Genomic DNA, 22755 nt, shown 5'->3' with positions numbered 1-22755 from the left:
ACATGACCGAATAACTAAATGTGGATACCTTTATGGAGCAAAATTCTCAATCACAGTTAAAACTCCTGATCATCCGAGGAAAGGAGCTAGGATACCTGACCTATGCTGATGTCAATGATCACTTGCCTGAAGAAATCATTGACTCAGATCAGATTGAAGATATTATCCAAATGATCAATGATATGGGCATTCAAGTACTTGAAGAAGCCCCAGATTCAGATGAATTATTACTTTCAGATAATGTTCCGGATGAAGAGGCCGTTGAAGCAGCTACAGCACTAGTTTTATCTAATGTAGAATCAGAAATAGGCAGAACGACAGATCCTGTCCGTATGTATATGCGTGAAATGGGTGCAGTTGAACTATTAACTCGTGAAGGTGAAATTGATATCGCTAAACGTATTGAAGATGGTATTAATCAAGTTCAAACCTCAGTATCTGAATACCCAGAAGCGATTACTTATCTTTTAGAACAATACAATTTAGTGGAAAGTGGTGAGGTTCGTTTATCTGATCTTATCACTGGTTTTGTTGATCCTAATGCTGAAGAAGCATCTGAAGATCTTCCAGAAGAGTTGGACGAGAGTGAAGCTGAAATCGATATTGATGATAACGATGACGAAAGTGAAGAAGATGGCGATTCCTCAGCTGATGATGATGTTTCAATTGATCCTGAAGTGGCAAGAGCGAAATTTTCTGAACTTAAAGAACAGCATGATAAAACCTCTGCAGCAATAAAAAAATATGGTCGTGCTCATAAAAAAGCACAACAAGAAATTGAAAATTTATCTGAAGTTTTCAAACAATTCAGATTAGTAGGTAAACAATTTGATATTCTTGTTAATAATATGAGAAGCATGATGGATCGCGTAAGAGCACATGAACGTGTAATTATGAAGATCTGTGTTGAACAGTGTAAAATGCCGAAAAAACAATTTATGACGTATTTTAGTGGCAATGAAAATAACATGAATTGGTATAAAAAAGCCGTCACAGGTAAAGGCGCTTTTGCTGCTAATTTAATGGAATTTGAAGCGCCAATTGAGGCTGAAATTATCTGTTTACAACAGATAGAAACAGAAACGAATCTTTCTATTGAGCAAATTAAAGACATTAATAGACGAATGTCTATCGGTGAAGCAAAAGCCCGACGAGCTAAGAAAGAGATGGTAGAAGCCAATTTACGTTTGGTAATTTCAATAGCGAAAAAATATACTAACCGAGGTTTACAGTTCTTAGATCTTATTCAAGAAGGTAACATTGGCTTGATGAAGGCTGTTGACAAGTTTGAATATCGCCGAGGATATAAATTCTCTACATATGCGACTTGGTGGATTCGACAAGCGATTACACGTTCAATTGCTGACCAAGCAAGAACAATACGTATACCTGTACATATGATTGAAACAATCAATAAGCTAAATCGAATTTCACGTCAGATGTTACAAGAAATTGGTCGTGAACCAACGCCAGAAGAGTTATCTGAACGCATGCAAATGCCTGAAGAGAAAATTCGTAAAGTATTGAAAATTGCTAAAGAGCCTATTTCAATGGAAACACCAGTTGGTGATGATGAAGATTCACATTTAGGTGATTTTATTGAAGATACAGCACTTGAACAACCATTAGAAGCCGCTACATCTGAAAGTCTGCGTAGTGCAACACGTGATATTTTATCTGGCTTAACACCACGTGAAGCTAAAGTGTTACGCATGCGATTCGGTATTGATATGAATACCGACCACACTCTTGAAGAGGTTGGTAAACAATTTGATGTAACACGTGAACGTATTCGTCAGATTGAGGCGAAAGCATTACGTAAATTACGTCACCCAAGCCGATCTGATGTACTACGAAGCTTCCTAGAGTAAAAGTATAACTTTAGATATATCGCCACTTTTGTGGCGATTTTTTTAACTAATCAAACTAATATCATGAATATAATTCAACGTTTTAAAATTGATTCATTCTTGCTGATTTTGATTTGTGTTGTGATGACGGCAAGTATTTTTCCATGTGAAGGACAAGCTAAGGTTGTTTTTGAGGATCTCACCACTTTTGCTATTGGTCTATTATTTTTTATGCATGGAGCAAAATTGTCATTTGATGCGATAGTTATTGGTATAAAAAATTGGCGATTACATTTATTGATATTTGTTATTACCTTCGTGGTGTTCCCTATTTTAGGGATGATGATGCAATTGCTTGTACCAACTTTTTTATCTGAAGATCTTTATCTAGGCTTTGTTTACCTTTGTGTCCTACCGGCTACAGTTCAGTCGGCAATTGCTTTTACCTCAATTGCAAAAGGTAATGTGGCTGCAGCAATTTGTAGTGCATCGGCATCGACATTATTAGGTGTATTTATTACTCCCGTCTTAGTCGGTTTATTAATGCATACTCAAGCTGCTGCTTCGATGAATATTTTAGATGCCATTGAATCTATTATGCTTAAACTGATGTTACCTTTTGTGGTTGGTCATTTATCTAGACGTTTTATTGGCAAATGGGTGGATAAATATAAAAGTGTTATTTCAAAAACTGACCGTATATCAATATTATTAGTTGTTTATGTTGCTTTTAGTGATGCGGTAGTTAATGGTATTTGGTCTAAAGTCAGCTGGTTATCTCTTGTAGAGATCATTGTTTATTCAATAATTTTGTTAACCATCGTGTTATTAATTACTACTTATAGCTCGCGATTGTTGGGTTTTAGCAAAGAAGATGAAATCACAATTGTATTTTGCGGTTCTAAAAAAAGCCTTGCAAGTGGTATTCCTATGGCTAGTGTGATTTTCCCTATGTCTATAACTGGAATAATGATTTTGCCGTTAATGATTTTTCATCAAGTTCAATTAATGATCTGTGCTGTTCTAGCCTCCCATTATGCGAAACGAAAAATGTAAAAATTGTTTTGCTCATTGCGGTATTCTCAAGGATAATAGAGCCGCTATTAACAACAGAAAGATATATTATGTTTCATCTATTTGCTGATTTAGACTTTTCAACCATTATATTACTAGTTTTAGCACTATTTTTTGTTCTTTTTTACGAGGCAATTAATGGCTTTCATGATACCGCAAACGCAGTTGCGACAGTAATATATACTAGAGCATTAAAAGAACAGCTTGCTGTTTTTATGGCTGGTATGTTTAACTTTTTTGGAGTATTGCTTGGTGGACTTAGTGTTGCTTATGCAATTGTTCATCTTTTACCTACTGATTTATTATTAAATGTAAGTTCTGCACATGGCCTGGCAATGGTATTTTCGATTTTATTTGCCGCTATTATATGGAATTTAGGTACATGGTATGTAGGTATACCAGCGTCAAGCTCTCATACTTTAATTGGTGCAATTATTGGTGTTGCATTGGCTAATGCATTTATTATGGATACTTCTATTATTGATGCACTTAATATTCCTAAAATGATTCAAATCTTTTTATCATTAATAATTTCGCCTGTTGTTGGTCTTGTTATAGCCGGATTAATGATTTTTTTACTGCGGAAATATTGGACTCGTAAAGGTCAAAGTAAAAAACGTAGTAAAAAAAGAGAGCGTATTTTTATGACGCCCGAACAACGCGAAAAACTCTATGGTAAGAAAAAACCACCATTTTGGATTCGCATAATGTTGATCATTTCTGCTGCTGGAGTAAGTTTTTCTCATGGCGCTAATGATGGACAAAAAGGTATTGGTTTATTAATGCTAGTATTAATGGGAATTGCGCCTGCTGGATTTATTGTAAATATGGGAGCATCAACCTATGAAATTACTAATACCAGGAATGCCATTCATAATATTGAAGAATATTTTATTACCCATAATGATGAACTTAATACTGTAATAGGAAAACAGTCTGCTGTAGATACTTCAATTCCTGTAAATGATTTAAATCAATATCATTGTGATTACTCTCGTTCGTTTACTACATTAGGGATTGCTAATAATTTGTTTAATAAAATGAATGATTATGGTTCACTTAATGTAGATCAACGCTCTCAGGCTAGACGTATTTTATTATGTTTATCCGATACGGTGTCTCATGTTGCTAAACAACCAAATGTATCAGCAGAAGATAAGCAATACTTAAAATCGCTAAATAATGATTTATTAAAAACTGTAGAGTACGCACCAGTTTGGATTATTATCGGCGTAGCTTCAGCGCTTGCTGTAGGTACTATGATAGGTTGGCGACGGGTTGCAGTAACCATTGGTGAAAAAATCGGTAAAAAAGGGATGACTTATGCTCAAGGTGTCTCTGCACAAATTACAACCGCGTTATCAATCGGTATAGCAAGCTATACTGGAATGCCTGTATCAACAACTCAAGTTCTTTCCTCATCGGTTGCTGGTACGATGATTGTTGATGGTGGTGGAGTACAAAGTAAAACAATTAAAAATATTGCATTAACTTGGATTCTTACATTGCCAATTTCAATTTTGTTATCTGGGTCACTATTTTGGCTTGCTCAAAAATTAATTTAGTAGTAAAAAGGAAATATAAATTCTAATTTAATTAGAGCATCAAAAATAGGAAGGAGTGAATATTATGGCTTATAAACATATTTTAGTCGCAGTGGATTTATCACCTGAAAGTGAAGTTCTTGTTGAAAAAGCAGTTTCTATGGCTAGACCATATAATGCTCAAATATCACTAATTCATGTCGGTATTAATTATTCTGATCTTTATACTGGTTTAGTTGATATTAATATGAATGATATGAAAGATCGTATCACTGAAGATGCTCATATTGCATTGAATAAACTTGCTGATGATGCTGGTTATCCAATTGCACACACTCTTTCTGGCAATGGTGAATTTGGCCAAGTATTAATTGAAGCTATCCATGAATATGGTGCAGATCTGGTTGTTTGTGGTCATCACCAAGATTTCTGGAGCAAATTAATGTCTTCTGCTCGTCAACTAATTAATAATACCCATATTGATACGTTGATTGTTCCTTTGAAAGATGAAGAGCCTTCCGAAGAACCAGCTAAATGAAATATTCGATGTCAACCCGCTACATAGCGGGTTTTTTTATATTTAATGCAGAATAATCTATTATTTATTTCAATGTTATAAAGGTAAAATCAGACAATTATCATGAGTAAAGGGGATTGAATATGAATATCGCTTTAGTTACTGGAGCTTCTTCTGGTTTTGGTCAAGCTATTTGTCGAAAACTTATTGCTGACGGTTATAAAGTCATTGGTGCTGCTAGAAGAGGTGATAAATTACAAAAACTTGCTGATCAGTTAGGGGATAATTTTTTACCTTTAACGTTTGATGTTACCAAAAAAGATGCCGTCGAAACCATCTTATTGCAACTACCGAAAGAATTTCAACCGATTGATATATTAATCAATAATGCTGGATTGGCACTGGGGTTAGAACCTGCATATGAGGCGAATTATAATGATTGGGAGACCATGATTCAAACTAACATTATCGGCTTAGTTCACCTAACTCATCAAATTTTACCGAGTATGGTTGAACGCAATTATGGTTACATAATAAATCTTGGATCAGTGGCGGGAACTTATGCTTATAAAGGTGGTAATGTTTATGGTGCCTCAAAAGCATTTGTTAAGCAATTTAGTGCTAATTTACGGACAGATTTATTAGGTAAAAGAATCAGAGTAACAAATATTGAACCAGGATTATGTGGTGGTACAGAATTTTCAAATGTACGATTCCATGGTAATGACGAACAAGCCGCGACAGTTTATAAAGATGTTGATTATGTTACTCCTGAGGATATTGCTAATACGGTGTCATGGTTAGTGAATACACCTAATCATTTTAATGTTAATTCAATTGAAATTATGCCAGTTGCCCAAGCTTCGGCAGGGTTATCTGTTTGTAAACAAGTTTAACATTAAACCAAATTGGCATTGATATATATCAATGTGTTAAATAAAAAATAATAAAAAAATAGAATTGAAAATCAAAATAGACTTGCACTTATGTTAATGGATTGCTATCCTTTTCGCTTGTGATTTTGATTGAGGTTTTAGCAATGACATTTTCTGACGTAACAAAAACATTTGCGACAAGCTTACCTGGTACCGACTCGTATGTAAAACTACGTAAGGCTATGAGGACTTTAATCCAAGATGATCCAAAAAATGCATCAGTTTATTTTTTGATCTTTGGATTTGCGCGTACTTATGTCATGTTATATGAAGATCAGGAAGTTTCGCCACAATTTGCTGAAGACAATCAGAAATTAATGTTATCGTATCTCAATATACTTGATGAAGCATTAAAAAAACAGGATGCAGAAAGTATCTACCAAGCCTTAAATAAGGTAGTGAACGAATACGAAAACAGCAAAAAAGTTTTTTAATTTTTACAGCCTGACATGAAAATGTCAGGCTGTTTTGTTTAGGGATTTTTTTAGGAAAAATAATGAAAACTATGATGATGATGATTTCAGGTATTATTGGCACCACCGGCACTATTATTAATTATAGGGCGGGTTGATTTTTCCTTAAAAATATCGAAAACCCGCCAAAAAAGGCGGGTTTTTTGTTTTATAAAATAAAAAATATTTAAAAACATTAATAACAGAAAAAAAGAATTCAAAATATTGATTTTATAAGTGATTTTAAAAAATTGCATTTTGAATTGTCATTGGCATAAATTAGAAAAATAAGTAAGGTGTGATATGAAAGTTTTAAAATTTGGAGGAACATCTGTTGCCAACGCAGAACGCTTTTTGCGTGTAGCAGAGATTATTGAGAATAATGCTAAACAAGAACAAACAGCAACAGTTTTATCTGCACCAGCTAAAATTACCAATCATTTAGTCGCAATGGTTGAAAAAACTGTAGCACGGCAAGATATACAAACAAATATTTATGATGCAGAAAAAATCTTTGCGGATCTCTTAGCAGGAATATCACAAGCACTGCCTAATTTTGCCTATGAAGAGATGAAAAAATTTGCACTCAATGAGTTAAATAATGTCAAACAATTGTTAGAAGGTATTCGGTTATTAGGTCAATGTCCTGACAGTATTAATGCTACTATCATTTGCAGAGGTGAAAAACTTTCAATTGCAATCATGCAAGAGGTGCTAAAAGCAAAAGGTCATGCAGTGACCGTAATTAATCCGGTAGCAATGTTAATTGCCGAAGGTGATTATTTAGAATCAACGGTTGATATTGTTGAATCTTCCCATCGCATCAGCGAGATGCATATTCCACCAGAAAATATTATTTTGATGCCAGGTTTTACCGCCGGAAATGAAAAAGGTGAATTAGTTGTTCTTGGCCGTAATGGATCTGATTATTCGGCATCAGTTTTAGCTGCATGTTTACGTGCAAATAGCTGTGAAATTTGGACCGATGTGGATGGGGTTTATACCTGTGATCCTCGAATTGTTCCAGATGCCAAATTATTAAAAACCATGTCTTATCAAGAGGCAATGGAGTTATCTTACTTTGGTGCTAAAGTGCTTCATCCAAGAACAATTTTGCCAATCGCCCAATTCCAAATTCCATGCTTAATTAAAAATACCAATAATCCAGATGCTCCAGGCACTTTAATTGGCGCTAATGTGATTGACAGTTCAACCCCCGTCAAAGGTATTACTAACTTAAATAATATGGCGATGATTAATGTATCAGGGCCAGGGCTAAAAGGTATGGTAGGTATGTCTGCTCGAGTATTTTCTGCTATGACTTATGCAGGGATTTCGGTGGTACTGATTACCCAATCATCATCTGAATATAGTATTAGTTTTTGTGTTCCTCAAACCGAACTATATCGTGCTGAAGAGGCATTAAGTGATGAATTTTATTTAGAATTAAAAGATGGTTTACTTGAACCTATAGAAGTGATTGACAAATTGGCAATTATTTCTGTTGTTGGTGATGGTATGCGAACGTTACGTGGTTTATCAGCTAACTTCTTTACTGCATTAGCTCGAGCCAATATTAACATCGTAGCAATTGCACAAGGTTCATCAGAGCGTTCAATTTCGGTTGTGGTTGATAATGATGTTGCTGTAATGGGAGTACGTGTAACGCACCAAATGCTTTTTGGTACAGACAAAATGTTAGATGTGTTTGTTATTGGTGTTGGTGGTGTTGGTGGTGCATTGGTCGATCAAATTGGTCGTCAACAAAAATGGCTTAAAAATAAACAGATCGATTTACGGGTTTGTGGTTTATTCAATTCCAAACATTCTGTACTTAATCGTGATGGTATTGATTTAGCTAATTGGCGTGATCAAATAAAACAAAGTGATACAGATTATACTCTAAATAGTATTATTGATTTTGCTAAAAACAATCGATTACTTAATCCAATTTTAGTTGATTGTACTTCAAGTAGTGATGTATCAGATAAATATGTTGATTTCCTTGCCAATGGCTTCCATGTGGTCACACCAAATAAGAAAGCCAATACAAGTTCAATGGCTTATTATCTTCGTCTACGTCAAGAAGCGGCCAATAGTAAACGTAAGTTTCAATATGATACCAATGTTGGTGCTGGTTTACCTGTAATAGAAAATTTACAAAATCTGCTCAATGCTGGTGATGAACTGATCAAGTTTTCCGGCATATTATCTGGATCGTTATCTTTTATTTTTGGCAAATTAGATGAAGGTATGTCTTTATCAGAAGCGACTAAATTGGCGAAAGAAAAGGGCTTTACCGAACCAGATCCTCGTGATGACTTATCAGGGACAGATGTAGCCAGAAAATTGTTGATTTTAGCAAGAGAATCAGGATTACAACTGGAATTAGATCAAATTAAAGTTGAATCAGTTCTGCCTGCGGAATATTCTCAAGGTAATATCGATGAGTTTATGTCAAAGTTACCACAACTAGATGCTGAATTTAAAGAAAAATCAGAAAAAGCAGCCAAAGAAGGAAAAGTATTACGGTATGTAGGTAGTATTGATGGTGGTCAATGTTGCGTCAAAATTGAAGCTGTAGATACAGATGATCCACTTTATAAAGTTAAAAATGGTGAAAATGCTTTAGCATTTTATACTAGGTATTATCAACCAATTCCATTAGTATTACGTGGTTATGGCGCTGGTAATGACGTGACAGCGGCAGGTGTTTTTGCTGATATTCTACGAACCACATCGGGAAAAATTGGAGGCTAAATGAGTCATAAATCATTAACTGTTTATGCTCCTGCATCAATGGCAAACATTAGTGTTGGTTTTGATATTTTGGGGGCGGCAATCAATCCAATTAGTGGTGCAATGTTAGGTGACTGTATTACTATTGAGTCTGCAACTGAGTTTAACCTTACTTGCAAAGGTCAGTTTGTCAAAAAACTGCCAAAAGACCCAAAATTCAATATTGTTTATCAATGTTGGCAGCGTTTCTGTAAGGCTATGGATAAAACATTGCCTGTTAGTATAACTCTTGAAAAAAATATGCCAATTGGTTCTGGTTTAGGATCAAGTGCTTGCTCAGTAGTTGGTGCTTTTGTTGCATTAAATAAGTTTTTTAATGAACCATTTAATGAGTTTGAAATGCTTTCGATGATGGGAGAGCTAGAAGGGCGTATATCTGGTAGTGTCCATTATGATAATGTCGCTCCTTGTTATTTAGGTGGTATGCAACTTATTCTTGATGAAATGGGTGTTATCAGTGAGTCGATACCTCACTTTGAAAATTGGTATTGGGTAATGGCCTATCCTGGTATTAAAGTCTCTACAGCAGAAGCCAGAGCTATTCTGCCTGCTCAATACCAAAAAGCTGATTGTGTCGCTCATGGTCGCTATGTCGGTGGTTTTTTGCATGCTTGTTATACTAAACAACCTAAACTTGCTGCGGCAATGTTAATTGATAATATTGCTGAACCTTATCGTAAACAATTACTACCTAATTTTGATGAAACTCAAAAGAAAGTAAAACAACTTGGTGCATTAGCTTCAGGGATATCAGGATCTGGACCGACGATGTTTGTTGTGGCGGATAATCTTGAAACGGCACAGCAGATAGAGTCATTATTAAAAAGCTCTTATCTACAAAATGAAGATGGTTTTACCCATATTTGTAAAATAGATCCACAAGGTGCAAGAGTGATTTAAGTTAATTGTTATTAAATTGAACAATAAGATTAAATCAAAAAGAAAACAATTAAAGTATAAAATAGTTGGAACAAATTATGAAATTGTATAACTTAAAAGATCATTCTGAACAAGTTAGTTTTGCTCAGGCCGTACAACAAGGATTAGGTAAAGGGCAAGGATTATTTTTCCCAGAGCAATTACCAAAATTTTCAGATGCAGAAATAGAGTCATTGCTAAATATGGATTTTGTTACTAGAAGTGCCAAAATATTATCGGCTTTTATTGGTAATGAAATTAGTGATAACGATATGCATCGATTAGTACAAAATGCCTTCCAATTTCCAGCTCCAGTCAAATCAGTAGAAGATGATATCGGTTCACTTGAACTGTATCATGGTCCAACATTAGCATTTAAAGATTTTGGTGGCCGCTTTATGGCACAAGCATTAGTTCAAGTCGCTGCGGATAAAAAAATCACAATCTTGACGGCAACCTCTGGGGACACTGGTGCAGCTGTTGCCCATGCATTTTATCACTTACCGAATATTCGCGTAGTGATTTTATATCCAGAAGGTAAAATTAGCCCGTTACAAGAAAAACTATTTTGTACTTTAGGTGATAATATTCACACCATTGCTATTCAAAGTGATTTTGATGCCTGCCAAGCATTAGTTAAAAAGGCGTTTGATGATGAAGAGTTAAAAACTGCTATTGGTTTAAACTCAGCAAACTCTATTAATATAAGTCGGCTTCTAGCGCAAATTTGTTATTATTTTGAAGCTTATGCTCAATTGACAGCAAAACAACGAGAACAATTAGTTATTTCTGTGCCAAGCGGTAACTTTGGTGATTTAACTGCCGGATTGCTGGCTAAAACTATGGGATTGCCAATTAAACGTTTTATTGCTGCAACTAATGCCAACGACACTGTTCCTCGTTATTTAGAAACAGGTAAGTGGGAACCTCATAAAACTGTAGCTACATTATCTAATGCTATGGATGTAAGTCAGCCTAATAATTGGCCAAGAATTGAGGAAATTTATCAACGAGAAGGTTGGGTATTAAAATCATTAGGTCATGCAGCTGTTTCTGATAAGGTTTCTGTACAAACCGTTCAACAATTGGATAAAAAGGGTTATTTATCTGAGCCTCATGGAGCTATTGCTTATCGAGCTTTACGCGATCAATTGCAAGAAGGGGAGTATGGTTTATTTTTAGGAACAGCTCATCCAGCCAAGTTTAAAGAAGTGGTAGAGGATATTCTTGGTCGATCCATTCCATTACCACCTGCATTAGCTGAAAGGGCTGAAATGCCGTTGCTGTCTCATTATATGCCAGATGATTTTGCAAAATTACGCGATTTTTTAATCTCATTAACATGGTAAATCAATTTTCCGTCACTAAATAAGTGGCGGAAATCTAACATTCATTTGAGTATACTGCAGTTAGAAATAGTATGCAGTAACTTATATTACTTAGCTTAAATCTTGTTTAAAATAATAATTTCAGCTATTGTAATGTAGGTTAAACGTTTTCAGGATATATTTATGCACTGTCCGTTTTGTAATGCTGATGATACAAAGGTTATTGATTCTCGATTAGTTGGTGAAGGTTTTCAAGTTCGTCGTCGTCGACAATGTGTGGAATGTAATGAACGTTTCACAACCTTTGAAGTGGCTGAATTAATTATGCCTAATGTTATTAAAAGTAATAAGGTTCGAGAACCTTTTAATGAAGAAAAACTTCGTAATGGTATAAAACGAGCTCTTGAAAAACGTCCGGTTAGTTTTGATGCAATTGAAGATGCTATTACGCGTATTAAATCAAAACTTAGAGCTACTGGCGAACGTGAAGTGCAGGCAAAATTAATTGGTGATTTTGTAATTGAAGAGCTTAGAAATCTTGATAAAGTTGCTTACATACGCTTTGCTTCTGTTTATTTCAGTTTTGATGATATTGAACAATTCAGTAATGAAATTGCCAAATTGCAACAAAAATAATCTTAATTTAAAAGATAGCTATGGATAAAGATCTATATTATATGCAGCAAGCTATTGAACTTGCTAAACTTGGTCGATTTACCACTACACCTAATCCTAATGTTGGTTGTGTTATTGTTAAAAATAATCAGATCATTGGCAAAGGTTATCATCAAAAAGCCGGGCAACCTCATGCCGAAGTTTATGCATTAAGAATGGCTGGTGACCAAGCAAAAGGGGCAACGGCTTATGTAACATTAGAACCTTGCAGTCATTTTGGCCGAACTCCACCTTGTGCTGACGCTCTTATTCAAGCTGGCATAAAGCGGGTAATTATTGCTATGCAAGATCCTAATCCTAACGTTGCTGGTAATGGCATTAAACGATTAAAAGATGCTGGAATTGAAGTTCAAGTTGGCGTTTTAACCGAACAAGCCGAAGCGATTAATAAAGGTTTTTTAAAACGTATGCGAACAGGTCTGCCATACGTTCAACTTAAAATGGCGGCTTCATTGGATGGTAAAATTGCTATGGCCTCCGGTGAAAGTAAATGGATTACATCTGCATTAGCAAGACAAGATGTTCAACAATATAGAGCACAAGCTAGTTGTATATTAAGCACAAGGAAAACAGTTCAGGCTGATAATGCCAGTTTAACTGTTAGATTTAGTGAATTGCCTGATTCAATTAAAAAAATTTATCCTTTCGATGAAGTTCGTCAACCAGTACGAGTGATAATCGATAGTCAAAATCAAATGATGGGTAATGAAAATATTTTCGATCAATCTGGTGAAATTTGGATTGTTCGCAAGCAAAATCTGCCAATATTATCTTCAAATAGTAAACTTATCATTGAATCATCAAATAATCATCAAGTTGATTTATCAAAGTTATTATCCATATTAGCTAAGCAACAAATGAATTCTGTATGGGTTGAAGCTGGATCTCATTTAGCCGGTGCACTAATTGAACAAGATCTGGTTGATGAATTAATCATATATTATGCTCCTAAATTGCTAGGGCATAATGCCAAAGACATGTGCGTATTACCTAATCTACAAAGACTCTCATTAGCGCCGCAATTTCGTTTTGAATCAGTTGAAATGATCGGTGATGATTTAAGGATTATTTTAAAAAGAAAATAAACCCCAATCTTGGCGATAGTTGAATAATCTAGTTTGAATAAAATCAAACGGAAAATATAAAAGCGATTTAATTGATATGTATGATAAAACAAAATTTAGTATGCTCAATATTGATGATTTTTTTAGTTCAGATCAATATCAGACTATTGAAGATTTCAGTTATGCTGATGTCCAAGGAATACTAAAAGGTGGTTATCAAATTGAATTTTTTTATATTTTAGATCATGTTGAAGTATTATCAATTCAAGAAGTTATGGATAACACTTTTTTAATTGATAAAGCTAATCAAATTTTAAGTTACCTTGGTTTTGATTTTAAGATTGGTCACCCGTTTGAATTAACTGATGAATTTAATCATAATTATAAATTTAAAGACTGTCTCTATAAAGATCATATACTTTATTATTATGATTTTGAAGGCATGTTAATTGTTTTAGGTATTACTTGGGAAGGCGTTTTAATCTCATTTGAAATGGTTAATAATAAAACAATTATCAATAATCGTTTGGAAAGTTTTAATACCTAATATTCTGTGTAGTTTAAAAACTAACTCTGTTTACTGATTTAATAGTTCCATCGTTTATAAGATGAAGATAAAAATCCCATGAGTTCACAATATCATTTCTTCTCATGGGATGATAATATTAATTTCCTTGAAGGATTGTTAATAGTTCTTCTGGTTTTTTAACGGATTGAATTCGCGCTAAAGTATCTTCAGCAATAACTGCTCTTGTTAATTGACGCAAAATATCTAAGTGTTCATTACTTTTTGCCGCTATACCAATAACAACATAGGCAATATTATTATCTTCATCCCAATTTATACCATCAGGGTAATAGATAACTTTTAATCCTGTTTGTATAACACTATCACGTTTATCGGTAGTTCCATGAGGAATTGCTATACCATTACCTAGAAAAGTTGATATTTGCAGATCACGATCGAACATCGATTGAGTATAATCGGGCTTTACTAATCCCGCTTTTATCATATTTTCTGATACCGCTTTTATTGCATCTTGTTTAGTATAAAAGCCATTTATAATAGATATATCTTCAATTTTTAATTGTATATTGCTCATTTATTTACCTTAAAAATTCATATATATTCAAAAGATCAATTTATTAGCCATATTTAATAATTGACTTTTTATTTTTCAACAGTCGATTTTCGTTTTTCACGTATACGACATAAACCTAATAAAATTGCTCCGACTAATGCACCTATAAAAATACAACCAACCCACATGAAAGGTTTATTGACTAAAGGTAGGACTAAAAATCCTCCATGAGGTGCAGGAACTTGGATTTGACTAATAAAAGTTAATACTGAGGCAATAGCTGATGAAAACATCATAATTGGAATAACGTGTAATGGATCTTTGGCAGCAAATGGAATAGCGCCTTCGGTTATATGAGTTGAACCAAGTATATAATTTACAATGCCAGCAGCACGCTCTTCTTCAGTAAATGCTTTACTTCGGAAAATAGTAGTTGCAAAGGCAATAACAAAAGGAGGTACAATACAGGCCGCGGAAACACCAGCCATAAAATAGTAATTACCTTCTCCTAACAGCATTGTACCTGTTACATAAGCAGCTTTATTGATAGGGCCACCGAAGTCGAAAGAGCACATTCCACCAATAACAATTCCTAATAAAATAGGATTAGCAGATTGCAATGAGGCTAACCATTCTTTCATGCCATTATTAACAACAGCAATCGGTCCACCAAGTAAAAACATGCCTGCACCAATCACAAATACCCCTATTAATGGCATTATGAAAATTGATTTAAGTCCTTCAAATGCACGAGGAAGGCCATCTAAAAGTCTTTTAACAATCAGCATTAAATAACCAGCAGCGAATCCAGCAATAATACCACCTAAAAAACCTGCACCAGTTATATTAGCAATTAAACCACCGACAAAACCAGCTACCATACCTGGTCGCCCACTTATTGAATAAGCTAAAAAACCTGTAAAAATAGGGACCATAATACCGAAAGCTTGGCCACCAATTTTCATTAGTAATGCAGCAAACTCATTATATTCAGGATTGCTTTGATCTGCGGAATAAATACCCCATAGAAATGACAATGCAATTAATACTCCTCCAGCAACAACGAATGGTAACATATTTGAAACACCACTCATAAGATGCTTATATATTTGTCGACCAACAGATTCTTTTAATTCATTTTGATTTGGTAGTTCTGATGAGTGACTGTTGTTTTTTAATTTTTTGCGAATAGGTACTGTTCCTGAGTTTATTTTTTCAATAAGCATAGTCGCTTTATGAATACCATCTTTTACAGGTACTTCAATAACCGGTAATCCATTAAAACGATCAGGATTAACATCTTTATCAGCCGCAATAATCACACCAATTGCATCAGCAATATCTGCATCAGTTATTAGGTTTTCTACACCACTTGCGCCATTGGTTTCTACTTTAATTTCAACCCCAGCTTTTTGAGCTGCTGATTTCAATGCTTCTTCTGCCATATAGGTATGTGCTATACCAGTAGGACAACCTGTTACTGCTAGTATTTTTTTCATAACAATTTTCCATTTAATTTTATTTTATTTGAGTCACTTCAAGTTGTTTGATATAGGTACTAACTTTGTTTAATAATCCTAAACCATTTGATTCGGCAACATTGGCACCAGTTGCTGATGCCTTTTTCATGGCTAGTTCATAATTGTTTTGAGCAGGAAGCCATTCGCTAAGAAATGCAGCTAGCGATGCATCTCCTGCACAAGCAGAACTTAATTGTTTTATGGATACTGAATTACAGAACCAAATATTTTTCCCGTTTGAAAAGTAAAGTCCTTTTGAACCCATAGTTAGTAAAATATTTTGTGCTCCTTGCTGATGAACATTTTCTAATGCTGCAATTATTTGCTCTGTTGTATCAGTTGTAAAACCAAAAATATCTTTTAACTCTTCATTATTAGGTTTGATAAGTAAAGGTTTATAAATTAATAAATCTTTTAATTTAGTATGACTAATATCTAAAATTATTTTGATATTTTTGCTTATGCAAATTTTTAAAATTAATTCCAAATAATCAGGTTCAATGTTATTTGGCAAACTACCACTTATAACTAAATAACTGTTATTGTTGAGTGACTCAATAATAGTTAGCATTTCAGCTTTTTTGTTATCAGGAATAAAAGGTCCCTTAGAGACCAATTTAAATTCATTTTGTTCATCATTAATAAAAACATTAATTCTGGTAATATCATCGATCAAACAAGGGATAGTTTGAATTTGCATCTTAGTTAGTTCATCAATAATATATTTTCCCGAGAAACCACCAAAAAAGCCTAATGCACAAGTAGGTTTATCAAATTTATTTAATACAATTGAAACATTAACTGCTTTACCGTTAGGGCTATATTCTGTATCTAGTGTTCTATTTACTGAATTGGGTTTTAGCCCTTGGCAATGAATATTCATATCAATTGCAGTATTAAGTGTTAAAGTGTAAATCATATGATTTCCTTTATAACTTACCTGCACAGCCACAAGTTGTAATGATTTTTTTGACAATCTCTTTCATTGCTGCTTTAGCTGGTTTCATATAGTGTCGAGGATCATTAGCATCTGGATTTTCAATAAAGTATTGTTTTAGGGCATCAGAAAAAGCAATTTTTAATTCAGTTGCAACATTTACTTTACAAATACCACGTTTGATACATTCGCGAACATCTTTATCTGGAACACCTGAAGCGCCATGTAAAACTAATGGTATATCTACTACTGAACGAATTTCGGATAAGCGGTCAAAATCAAGTTTTGGTTCTGATTTATACATTCCATGTGCTGTACCTATCGCAATAGCCAGAGAGTCTATATTTGTTTTCTTAACAAATTCTATAGCTTGTTGTGGATTTGTATATAATGCATCTTTAGCATCGACAACAAGATCATCTTCAACACCACCAAGGCGGCCAAGTTCTGCTTCAACACTTACGTCATATCGGTGAGCATAATCAACAACACGTTTTACGAGGGCAATATTTTCATCGAAAGGAAAGTGTGAACCGTCAATCATTACTGATCTAACACCAGCATTAATTTTGTTAGTTATATCATTGAATTCTTCATGGTGATCTAAGTGTACTGCTAATGGAACATTATGTTTTCTTGATAATTCATTGGCAATAGCAATGATATTTTCAGTTCCTGCATAGCTATATGTTCCTGGTGTACCAGCCAAAATGACAGGAGATTGACATTCTGCCACGGTTTCAACAATTACTTGCATTGTCTCTAAATTATGAATATTAAAGGCGGGAATAGCATACTGCTCTTTTTGGGCTTTTTTTAACATATTATGACTTGAGATAATACTCATTTTACTGCTCCTTAACTGTAGTGAACCTCATAACCTTAAGTTACTTTCAAATTGGAATTATTTTTTATCAATTATGATTGCAAAATGAAAGTTATACTAGTGTAAATTTTGTGAGATGGATCACAAATACTAACTTTTGTCGCTGAATAAGAAATGTAATTGAGTATTTTTTTTGTCAAAAATTTTTTCCTAACCTAGAATAAGAAATAACGGATCATATATATGAAAATTATATAGTTACAGTTTGAAACAGTTATGGTTCGTTACTAAATATTTATATGACCTGTTTTATGTGTCTTGTACAAAGTATTTACCATTAACATAGGAAGTGAAAATTGGCTAAAGCATCTTCAGCGCTATTGAAACGTCGATTAGATATCGCAAAAATTGTACGCCAAAATGGTGAAGTAAAAGTTGATGAGTTGTCTGATCAGTTAAAGGTTTCTCATGTTACTATCCGACAAGATTTAACTTACCTTGAGCAACAAGGATATTTAAAACGTTCATTTGGCGGCGCTATTTATATTTCTCCAGAAGGGCAAGTGCATAATTCTGCTACAATTAATTCAAGTCAATCCAAAGGCAATTCTGATATTGATTTAGCAAAAGCTTGTTTAAGCTATATTAATGATGGTGATACTATTTTTTTAGGACATGGTTTTTTAACTCGGAAACTAATCCCTTTTTTGCATAAAAAAAAATCGTTACGTATTATCATGAATGACCTAAGAAATGCACAATTAGTACGTGAATTTTCCGATGCAGAAGTCATTTTAATTGGTGGCGTTTTATGTGAAGGAAATATTATTAAAAACTGTAATGACCTAATCAGTATTCGCAATAACTACGCCATTTCCCATTTCATTATCGAATTGGCAGCAATTGATGAAAATAATGATCTAATTATTGAAAATAGTGAACAAAAAGAAACATATCAACAAATCTTAAAAAACTCTAAACATACTATTGGTCTTTTATTAGAAAGATCTTTGCTTACGGATAATCATAGTATTGGTAAATTAAAACATATAGATGTCACAATTTTATCTAAAGCAGCGGTGACTGAATATCATCACCAATTGTTAAATTCTAATTTTAAACAAATTGCAATTAATAAATATTGTATGACTTATCATAATCTATTGGGGACATAACTAAGATGGAATTTAAAATTTGTACTGTAGGTGAATTGCTGGTTGAATTTTTGGCAAAGGAAAGTAATCAACGCTTTGATCAAACAGGTGAATTTATTGGTCCTTATCCAAGTGGTGCTCCAGCAATATTTGCCGATCAAGTCGCTAAATTAGGTTTTCCTGTCATTTTTTTTAGCTGTGTGGGAAAAGATAGCTTTGGAAAAATGTGTATTAATCGGCTTAAAAAAGATGGTGTGATTATTGACGGTATAACTTCACATAGTATGGCTAATACTGGTAGTGCGTTTGTTAGTTATCAAGACCATAGTGATAGAGATTTCATTTTTAATATTCCCAATAGTGCATGTGGTTTATTATCTTTTAATCATATTGATGAAAAATTGTTAAAAGATTGTACTCATTTGCATGTTATGGGCTCTTCGCTTTACTCTTTTCGAGCCATTGATGCCATGAGAAAAGCATTAGATATCATTAAAAATAAAGGAGGAACAATTTCGTTTGATCCTAATTTACGTAAAGAGATGTTTAACATTCAAGAAATGGAGCAATCTTTTGGTTATATTATGGAGTATACTGATATTTTCTTACCTAGCGAAAATGAGGTTTGTTATTTTGCACAAAATAATGATGAGAGTGAACAACAAACTATGTCAACTTTATTAAACAATGGTATTAAGCATATTGTTGTAAAAGGTGGTGCTAAAGGTGCCAATTATTATGGTTTAGATGAACAAAAAAGCTTAAAAATGATTCATGTTGATGGTTTTAATGTCAATCCAGTCGATCCAACAGGCGCTGGTGATTGTTTTGGTGCAACATTTGTCAGTTTATTATTAGCCGGGTATCCTGTTGAAACAGCATTGCAATTTGCTAATGTGAGTGGTGCATTAGCTGTATCAAAACAAGGGCCAATGGAAGGAACATCTTCACTTGTCGAAATCAAACAGTTTTTATCACAACATACAACTGTTTAACGAGGTAATGAAAACTTAATTTTCCTTATTACAAAAAAATCCCAATAACATTGTTATTGGGAAAACATAAGGAATAGGAAAACAATGAAATAAATGCATTGTCGAATCTAGTATGCTCTTTTTTTTAAAAAATGTAAGTAAAGATCTCTATATGTTTGTTTAAATAGTTAGTATTTTTTTTGTTAATTTAGAGTAAATAAAAATTGTTATCTTATTTTAATTAATTTTGTTATAAGAAAATTTCTAGCAATGAATTTAAGAATAATTTGCCATGGTCTGTTATTTGCCAGTTTTTTTCATCTTCAATTAAATAATTCTTTTTGATAGCAAGTGAAATCGATTGTTCAATAGATTGTATAGGTAAAAATGTTCTTTGCTCAAACTCCATTTTAGGTGTTGGTTCAAATAGTCTGAATCTATTCATAAAAAATTCAAAGGCTAATTCATCTTTAGCTACAGTATAAGATCGCTCTAAATAACGTCCTTGCATATATCCCTGCGGGTGTTTTGTTTTTACCGTCCGAATAATGGTACCGTCATTTTGTGTTAGTTTGCCATGAGCACCACAACCAATACCGATATAATCGCCGAATCGCCAATAATTTAAATTATGTTGGCATTGATAATTTGGTTTTGCATAAGCTGATGTTTCATATTGCTGATATCCATGGTTAGTTAGCAATTGGTTGCCTTGTTGATAAATATCCCAGAGCATATCATCATCAGGTAAAACAGGAGGTTTAGAACCAAACAAGGTATTCGGTTCAATTGTTAGTTGATACCAAGATAGATGTGGTGGAGCGATTGCAATCGCCTGTTTAAGATCATGCAATGCATCCTGAATTGTTTGTTTTGGCAAGCCATGCATTAAGTCTAAATTAAAGCTTTTTAAATTTAAATCATGGGCTAATTTTCCTGCATCTATCGCTTCTTGTGGATTATGAACTCGTCCTAATTTCTGAAGTTTATCTGATTGAAAGCTTTGTACTCCAATCGATATACGGTTGATACCAGCTTGCTGATATCCTTTGAATCTTTCCACATCAACGGAATTAGGATTTGCTTCGATAGTAATTTCTGCATCATGATTAATTGGTATTATTTTGTTTATATTTGCCAATAATTTATTAATTAATTCTGCAGAAAATAGGCTTGGAGTTCCACCGCCGATGAAAATTGAATGAATGGAACGATCATGAGTAAGCAATACATCTTGTTTTAAATCATTAATTAGATGATCAATATATGCAGAGTAATCCGGCGCACTCTTCATTTTGTGTGAATTAAAATCGCAATATGGACATTTTTGCACGCACCATGGCATATGTATATATAAACTCAGCGGAATTTTATATTGAAACATATGCCTTTCCTCAAATTTTTTTTACAAAGCGTGAGTAACTGATAAGAAATAGCTGGCTATATTACTCCAATTTAGTAAAAAAAGCTTTTATTGTCTGTATTCCGTTTTTATAATTCGAGTAATATGCGTACAATTAGATCTAGATTATAGGCAGTATTCGCCAAGCAAATTAAATAGTTAGGAGTAAATATGAGTATTATTAAGCAGATTTTAGATAGTTATGCTACCGGTTCGTCATTGAGTTTATCAGTCCATCAAAATATATTTGGTGAATTACCTGTCTTAGTGATTAAACATCCAACATGTTCAGCAGCAGTATCGTTACAAGGTGCTCATTTACTATTTTGGCAACCTTCAACAGAAACTACTCCTGTTATTTGGTTGAGTCAAAAAGCGAATTTTAAAAAAGAAATGGCAATTAGAGGTGGCGTGCCAATTTGTTGGCCATGGTTTGGTAAATTGGGTGATCCTATGCATGGTTTTGCTCGTTTAGTTGAATGGCAATTAGATTCTTGTAAAGAAGACAATAATGGTGTGGATTTAACTCTATCATTAACCAATAACCAACAGACAGAACGTTTTTTCACAAAACCTTTTCAGGCATGGTTAACCATCCATGTGGGACAAACTTGTGAAGTGACATTATCTTGCCAAGGAGATTTTGAAGCAACAAGTGCATTACATACTTATTTTGGTATTAATAATATTGATAATGTTACTGTTAAAGGTTTAGGGGATTTATATCAAGATCGCTTACCAGTTGAAAATAAACCGGCTATTTTAGGACAACTAACCTTTAATCAAGAAGTTGATCGTGTTTATACTAATGCTGATGAAGCAATCACCATTTTTGATGGAAAACGAACCATAAAATTAACTAATACTAATGCAAGTGATGTCGTTACTTGGAATCCTTGGATAGATAAGGCCAAAGCAATGGCTGATTTCGCTGATCAAGAATATCAATCTATGGTATGCGTTGAGACCTGTCGTATTAATAAACCGTTAAAATTATCGACAACACAAAAATCAGTATATGGGTTTAAGATTGAAGTGATTTAAGCATTATATTTTGCTTATTATAAATGCAATCAATATGTGACTTTATCTTTGTAGAGTTGATTATTTGATTGCGTTTACTAACATAACACTTTATAATCCCTAGCGCTTTTTAGAGCACTAATTTTATAACCAACTACTGGGTCGCCTGTAATTGGTTTTTATTTTGAATAAATAAGAGAAATCAATATGTTTACATTTAAAGCTGAAGTAAGAAAAGAGCATGGTAAGGGTGCGAGCCGCCGCCTGCGTCACGCTGGTCAGTTCCCGGCTATTGTTTATGGTGGAACAGAACCTGCAGTTTCTATCGTGTTAGATCACAACCAAGTATTCAATATGCAAGAAAAACCGGAATTTTATTCTGAAGTATTAACTATTGAAATTGATGGTAAAGCAGTTAAAGTTAAAGTACAAGCGGTACAACGTCATCCATTTAAACCAAAATTAGTTCATATGGATTTCGTACGCGCATAATTGCTGATTGTTGAAGTATTATTCAACATATTTTTAGATAAAAGGTCACCATATAGGTGACCTTTTATTTTTTTATTTGAGTCTAAAAAAGACAAATACCTATTATTATGATTTATTCTATTAACTTGATGTATACTGGTAATCAAACATAATAAAATAAATTGTAGATGACACCATTTTAGGAGAACT

General features: G+C 33.7%; 21 protein-coding genes. 16 read left to right on the top strand and 5 right to left on the bottom strand.

The window, feature by feature from the left end; translation table 11 throughout:
- Positions 1-32: 32 nt before the first annotated feature.
- The 12 genes from rpoD to H3T56_RS02120 all read left to right on the top strand — a co-directional run bounded on the left by rpoD (position 33) and on the right by H3T56_RS02120 (position 13703).
- Positions 33-1871: an RNA polymerase sigma factor RpoD gene (rpoD, locus tag H3T56_RS02175; RefSeq protein WP_198191895.1), complete on the top strand. Its 1839-nt coding sequence runs from the start codon at positions 33-35 to the stop codon at positions 1869-1871.
- 63 nt (positions 1872-1934) lie between these two features.
- Entirely contained in the window at positions 1935-2906 is a 972-nt protein-coding gene (locus H3T56_RS02170) for a bile acid:sodium symporter family protein (protein WP_198191894.1), read from the top strand.
- Between the two features lie 68 nt (positions 2907-2974).
- Entirely contained in the window at positions 2975-4489 is a 1515-nt protein-coding gene (gene pitA, locus H3T56_RS02165; protein WP_034901126.1) for an inorganic phosphate transporter PitA, read from the top strand.
- 64 nt (positions 4490-4553) lie between these two features.
- Positions 4554-5006, top strand: coding sequence for a universal stress protein UspA (gene uspA, locus H3T56_RS02160; protein ID WP_034901127.1), 453 nt, complete (start codon positions 4554-4556; stop codon positions 5004-5006).
- 122 nt (positions 5007-5128) lie between these two features.
- Positions 5129-5881, top strand: coding sequence for an SDR family oxidoreductase (locus H3T56_RS02155; protein WP_086360227.1), 753 nt, complete (start codon positions 5129-5131; stop codon positions 5879-5881).
- A 143-nt stretch (positions 5882-6024) separates the two neighbouring features.
- Positions 6025-6354 carry a hypothetical protein gene (locus tag H3T56_RS02150; RefSeq protein ID WP_034901131.1) on the top strand — a complete coding sequence of 110 codons (330 nt, stop codon included), beginning with the start codon at positions 6025-6027 and terminating at the stop codon, positions 6352-6354.
- A gap of 321 nt (positions 6355-6675) precedes the next feature.
- Positions 6676-9132 carry a bifunctional aspartate kinase/homoserine dehydrogenase I gene (thrA, locus tag H3T56_RS02145; RefSeq protein WP_086360226.1) on the top strand — a complete coding sequence of 819 codons (2457 nt, stop codon included), beginning with the start codon at positions 6676-6678 and terminating at the stop codon, positions 9130-9132.
- Positions 9133-10071 (top strand): homoserine kinase, encoded by a 939-nt coding sequence (thrB, locus tag H3T56_RS02140; RefSeq protein WP_065578144.1) that lies wholly within the window; start codon positions 9133-9135, stop codon positions 10069-10071.
- Between the two features lie 77 nt (positions 10072-10148).
- Entirely contained in the window at positions 10149-11438 is a 1290-nt protein-coding gene (gene thrC / locus H3T56_RS02135; RefSeq protein ID WP_198191893.1) for a threonine synthase, read from the top strand.
- Between the two features lie 162 nt (positions 11439-11600).
- Positions 11601-12053, top strand: coding sequence for a transcriptional regulator NrdR (gene nrdR, locus H3T56_RS02130; RefSeq protein ID WP_034901142.1), 453 nt, complete (start codon positions 11601-11603; stop codon positions 12051-12053).
- Positions 12054-12073: 20 nt separating this feature from the next.
- On the top strand, positions 12074-13177 hold the full coding sequence (ribD, locus tag H3T56_RS02125) for a bifunctional diaminohydroxyphosphoribosylaminopyrimidine deaminase/5-amino-6-(5-phosphoribosylamino)uracil reductase RibD (protein WP_110453070.1): 1104 nt from the start codon (positions 12074-12076) through the stop codon (positions 13175-13177).
- Positions 13178-13253: 76 nt separating this feature from the next.
- A complete protein-coding gene (locus H3T56_RS02120) occupies positions 13254-13703 on the top strand; it encodes a hypothetical protein (protein WP_065578141.1) in 450 nt (149 codons plus the stop codon).
- 118 nt (positions 13704-13821) lie between these two features.
- Here H3T56_RS02120 and H3T56_RS02115 read toward each other — a convergent pair whose 3' ends face one another.
- The 4 genes from H3T56_RS02115 to H3T56_RS02100 form a co-directional block, all read right to left on the bottom strand.
- Positions 13822-14259: a PTS sugar transporter subunit IIA gene (locus H3T56_RS02115; protein WP_065578140.1), complete on the bottom strand. Its 438-nt coding sequence runs from the start codon at positions 14257-14259 to the stop codon at positions 13822-13824.
- Between the two features lie 68 nt (positions 14260-14327).
- On the bottom strand, positions 14328-15737 hold the full coding sequence (locus tag H3T56_RS02110) for a PTS fructose transporter subunit IIC (protein WP_065578139.1): 1410 nt from the start codon (positions 15735-15737) through the stop codon (positions 14328-14330).
- A 19-nt stretch (positions 15738-15756) separates the two neighbouring features.
- Positions 15757-16677, bottom strand: a complete 921-nt coding sequence (locus tag H3T56_RS02105; RefSeq protein WP_034901149.1) for a 1-phosphofructokinase family hexose kinase — start codon at positions 16675-16677, stop codon at positions 15757-15759.
- 10 nt (positions 16678-16687) lie between these two features.
- Positions 16688-17542, bottom strand: coding sequence for a tagatose bisphosphate family class II aldolase (locus H3T56_RS02100; RefSeq protein WP_034901151.1), 855 nt, complete (start codon positions 17540-17542; stop codon positions 16688-16690).
- A 335-nt stretch (positions 17543-17877) separates the two neighbouring features.
- Between H3T56_RS02100 and H3T56_RS02095 the strand changes: the two genes are divergently transcribed.
- A complete protein-coding gene (locus H3T56_RS02095; RefSeq protein WP_065578138.1) occupies positions 17878-18696 on the top strand; it encodes a DeoR/GlpR family DNA-binding transcription regulator in 819 nt (272 codons plus the stop codon).
- 5 nt (positions 18697-18701) lie between these two features.
- Positions 18702-19670: a sugar kinase gene (locus H3T56_RS02090; protein WP_034901154.1), complete on the top strand. Its 969-nt coding sequence runs from the start codon at positions 18702-18704 to the stop codon at positions 19668-19670.
- 229 nt (positions 19671-19899) lie between these two features.
- Here the strand turns inward: H3T56_RS02090 and hemW are convergent, their stop codons facing one another.
- Positions 19900-21033, bottom strand: coding sequence for a radical SAM family heme chaperone HemW (gene hemW / locus H3T56_RS02085; RefSeq protein ID WP_198191892.1), 1134 nt, complete (start codon positions 21031-21033; stop codon positions 19900-19902).
- Positions 21034-21222: 189 nt separating this feature from the next.
- On the opposite strand from hemW, the gene H3T56_RS02080 reads away from it, so the two are divergent.
- Both H3T56_RS02080 and rplY read left to right on the top strand, forming a co-directional pair.
- Positions 21223-22095, top strand: coding sequence for a D-hexose-6-phosphate mutarotase (locus tag H3T56_RS02080; protein WP_065578136.1), 873 nt, complete (start codon positions 21223-21225; stop codon positions 22093-22095).
- Positions 22096-22281: 186 nt separating this feature from the next.
- Positions 22282-22566 (top strand): 50S ribosomal protein L25, encoded by a 285-nt coding sequence (gene rplY, locus H3T56_RS02075; RefSeq protein ID WP_034901157.1) that lies wholly within the window; start codon positions 22282-22284, stop codon positions 22564-22566.
- The last annotated feature ends 189 nt before the right edge of the window (positions 22567-22755 follow it).

It is taken from the genome of Gilliamella sp. W8123, from assembly GCF_016101085.1.
Taxonomy (GTDB): domain Bacteria; phylum Pseudomonadota; class Gammaproteobacteria; order Enterobacterales; family Orbaceae; genus Gilliamella; species Gilliamella apis.
This window is presented reverse-complemented; position numbering and strand designations above follow the sequence as displayed.

Coding starts and splice junctions, on each gene's coding strand:
- H3T56_RS02090 (WP_034901154.1), top strand. CDS start 18,702: ATGGAATTTAAAATTTGTACTGTAGGTGAATTGCTGGTTGAATTTTTG.
- hemW (WP_198191892.1), bottom strand. CDS start 21,033: ATGTTTCAATATAAAATTCCGCTGAGTTTATATATACATATGCCATGG.
- H3T56_RS02120 (WP_065578141.1), top strand. CDS start 13,254: ATGTATGATAAAACAAAATTTAGTATGCTCAATATTGATGATTTTTTT.
- rplY (WP_034901157.1), top strand. CDS start 22,282: ATGTTTACATTTAAAGCTGAAGTAAGAAAAGAGCATGGTAAGGGTGCG.
- thrB (WP_065578144.1), top strand. CDS start 9,133: ATGAGTCATAAATCATTAACTGTTTATGCTCCTGCATCAATGGCAAAC.
- H3T56_RS02150 (WP_034901131.1), top strand. CDS start 6,025: ATGACATTTTCTGACGTAACAAAAACATTTGCGACAAGCTTACCTGGT.
- H3T56_RS02100 (WP_034901151.1), bottom strand. CDS start 17,542: ATGAGTATTATCTCAAGTCATAATATGTTAAAAAAAGCCCAAAAAGAG.
- H3T56_RS02110 (WP_065578139.1), bottom strand. CDS start 15,737: ATGAAAAAAATACTAGCAGTAACAGGTTGTCCTACTGGTATAGCACAT.
- uspA (WP_034901127.1), top strand. CDS start 4,554: ATGGCTTATAAACATATTTTAGTCGCAGTGGATTTATCACCTGAAAGT.
- thrA (WP_086360226.1), top strand. CDS start 6,676: ATGAAAGTTTTAAAATTTGGAGGAACATCTGTTGCCAACGCAGAACGC.
- H3T56_RS02115 (WP_065578140.1), bottom strand. CDS start 14,259: ATGAGCAATATACAATTAAAAATTGAAGATATATCTATTATAAATGGC.
- H3T56_RS02170 (WP_198191894.1), top strand. CDS start 1,935: ATGAATATAATTCAACGTTTTAAAATTGATTCATTCTTGCTGATTTTG.
- H3T56_RS02155 (WP_086360227.1), top strand. CDS start 5,129: ATGAATATCGCTTTAGTTACTGGAGCTTCTTCTGGTTTTGGTCAAGCT.
- rpoD (WP_198191895.1), top strand. CDS start 33: ATGGAGCAAAATTCTCAATCACAGTTAAAACTCCTGATCATCCGAGGA.
- ribD (WP_110453070.1), top strand. CDS start 12,074: ATGGATAAAGATCTATATTATATGCAGCAAGCTATTGAACTTGCTAAA.
- H3T56_RS02105 (WP_034901149.1), bottom strand. CDS start 16,677: ATGATTTACACTTTAACACTTAATACTGCAATTGATATGAATATTCAT.
- nrdR (WP_034901142.1), top strand. CDS start 11,601: ATGCACTGTCCGTTTTGTAATGCTGATGATACAAAGGTTATTGATTCT.
- H3T56_RS02080 (WP_065578136.1), top strand. CDS start 21,223: ATGAGTATTATTAAGCAGATTTTAGATAGTTATGCTACCGGTTCGTCA.
- pitA (WP_034901126.1), top strand. CDS start 2,975: ATGTTTCATCTATTTGCTGATTTAGACTTTTCAACCATTATATTACTA.
- thrC (WP_198191893.1), top strand. CDS start 10,149: ATGAAATTGTATAACTTAAAAGATCATTCTGAACAAGTTAGTTTTGCT.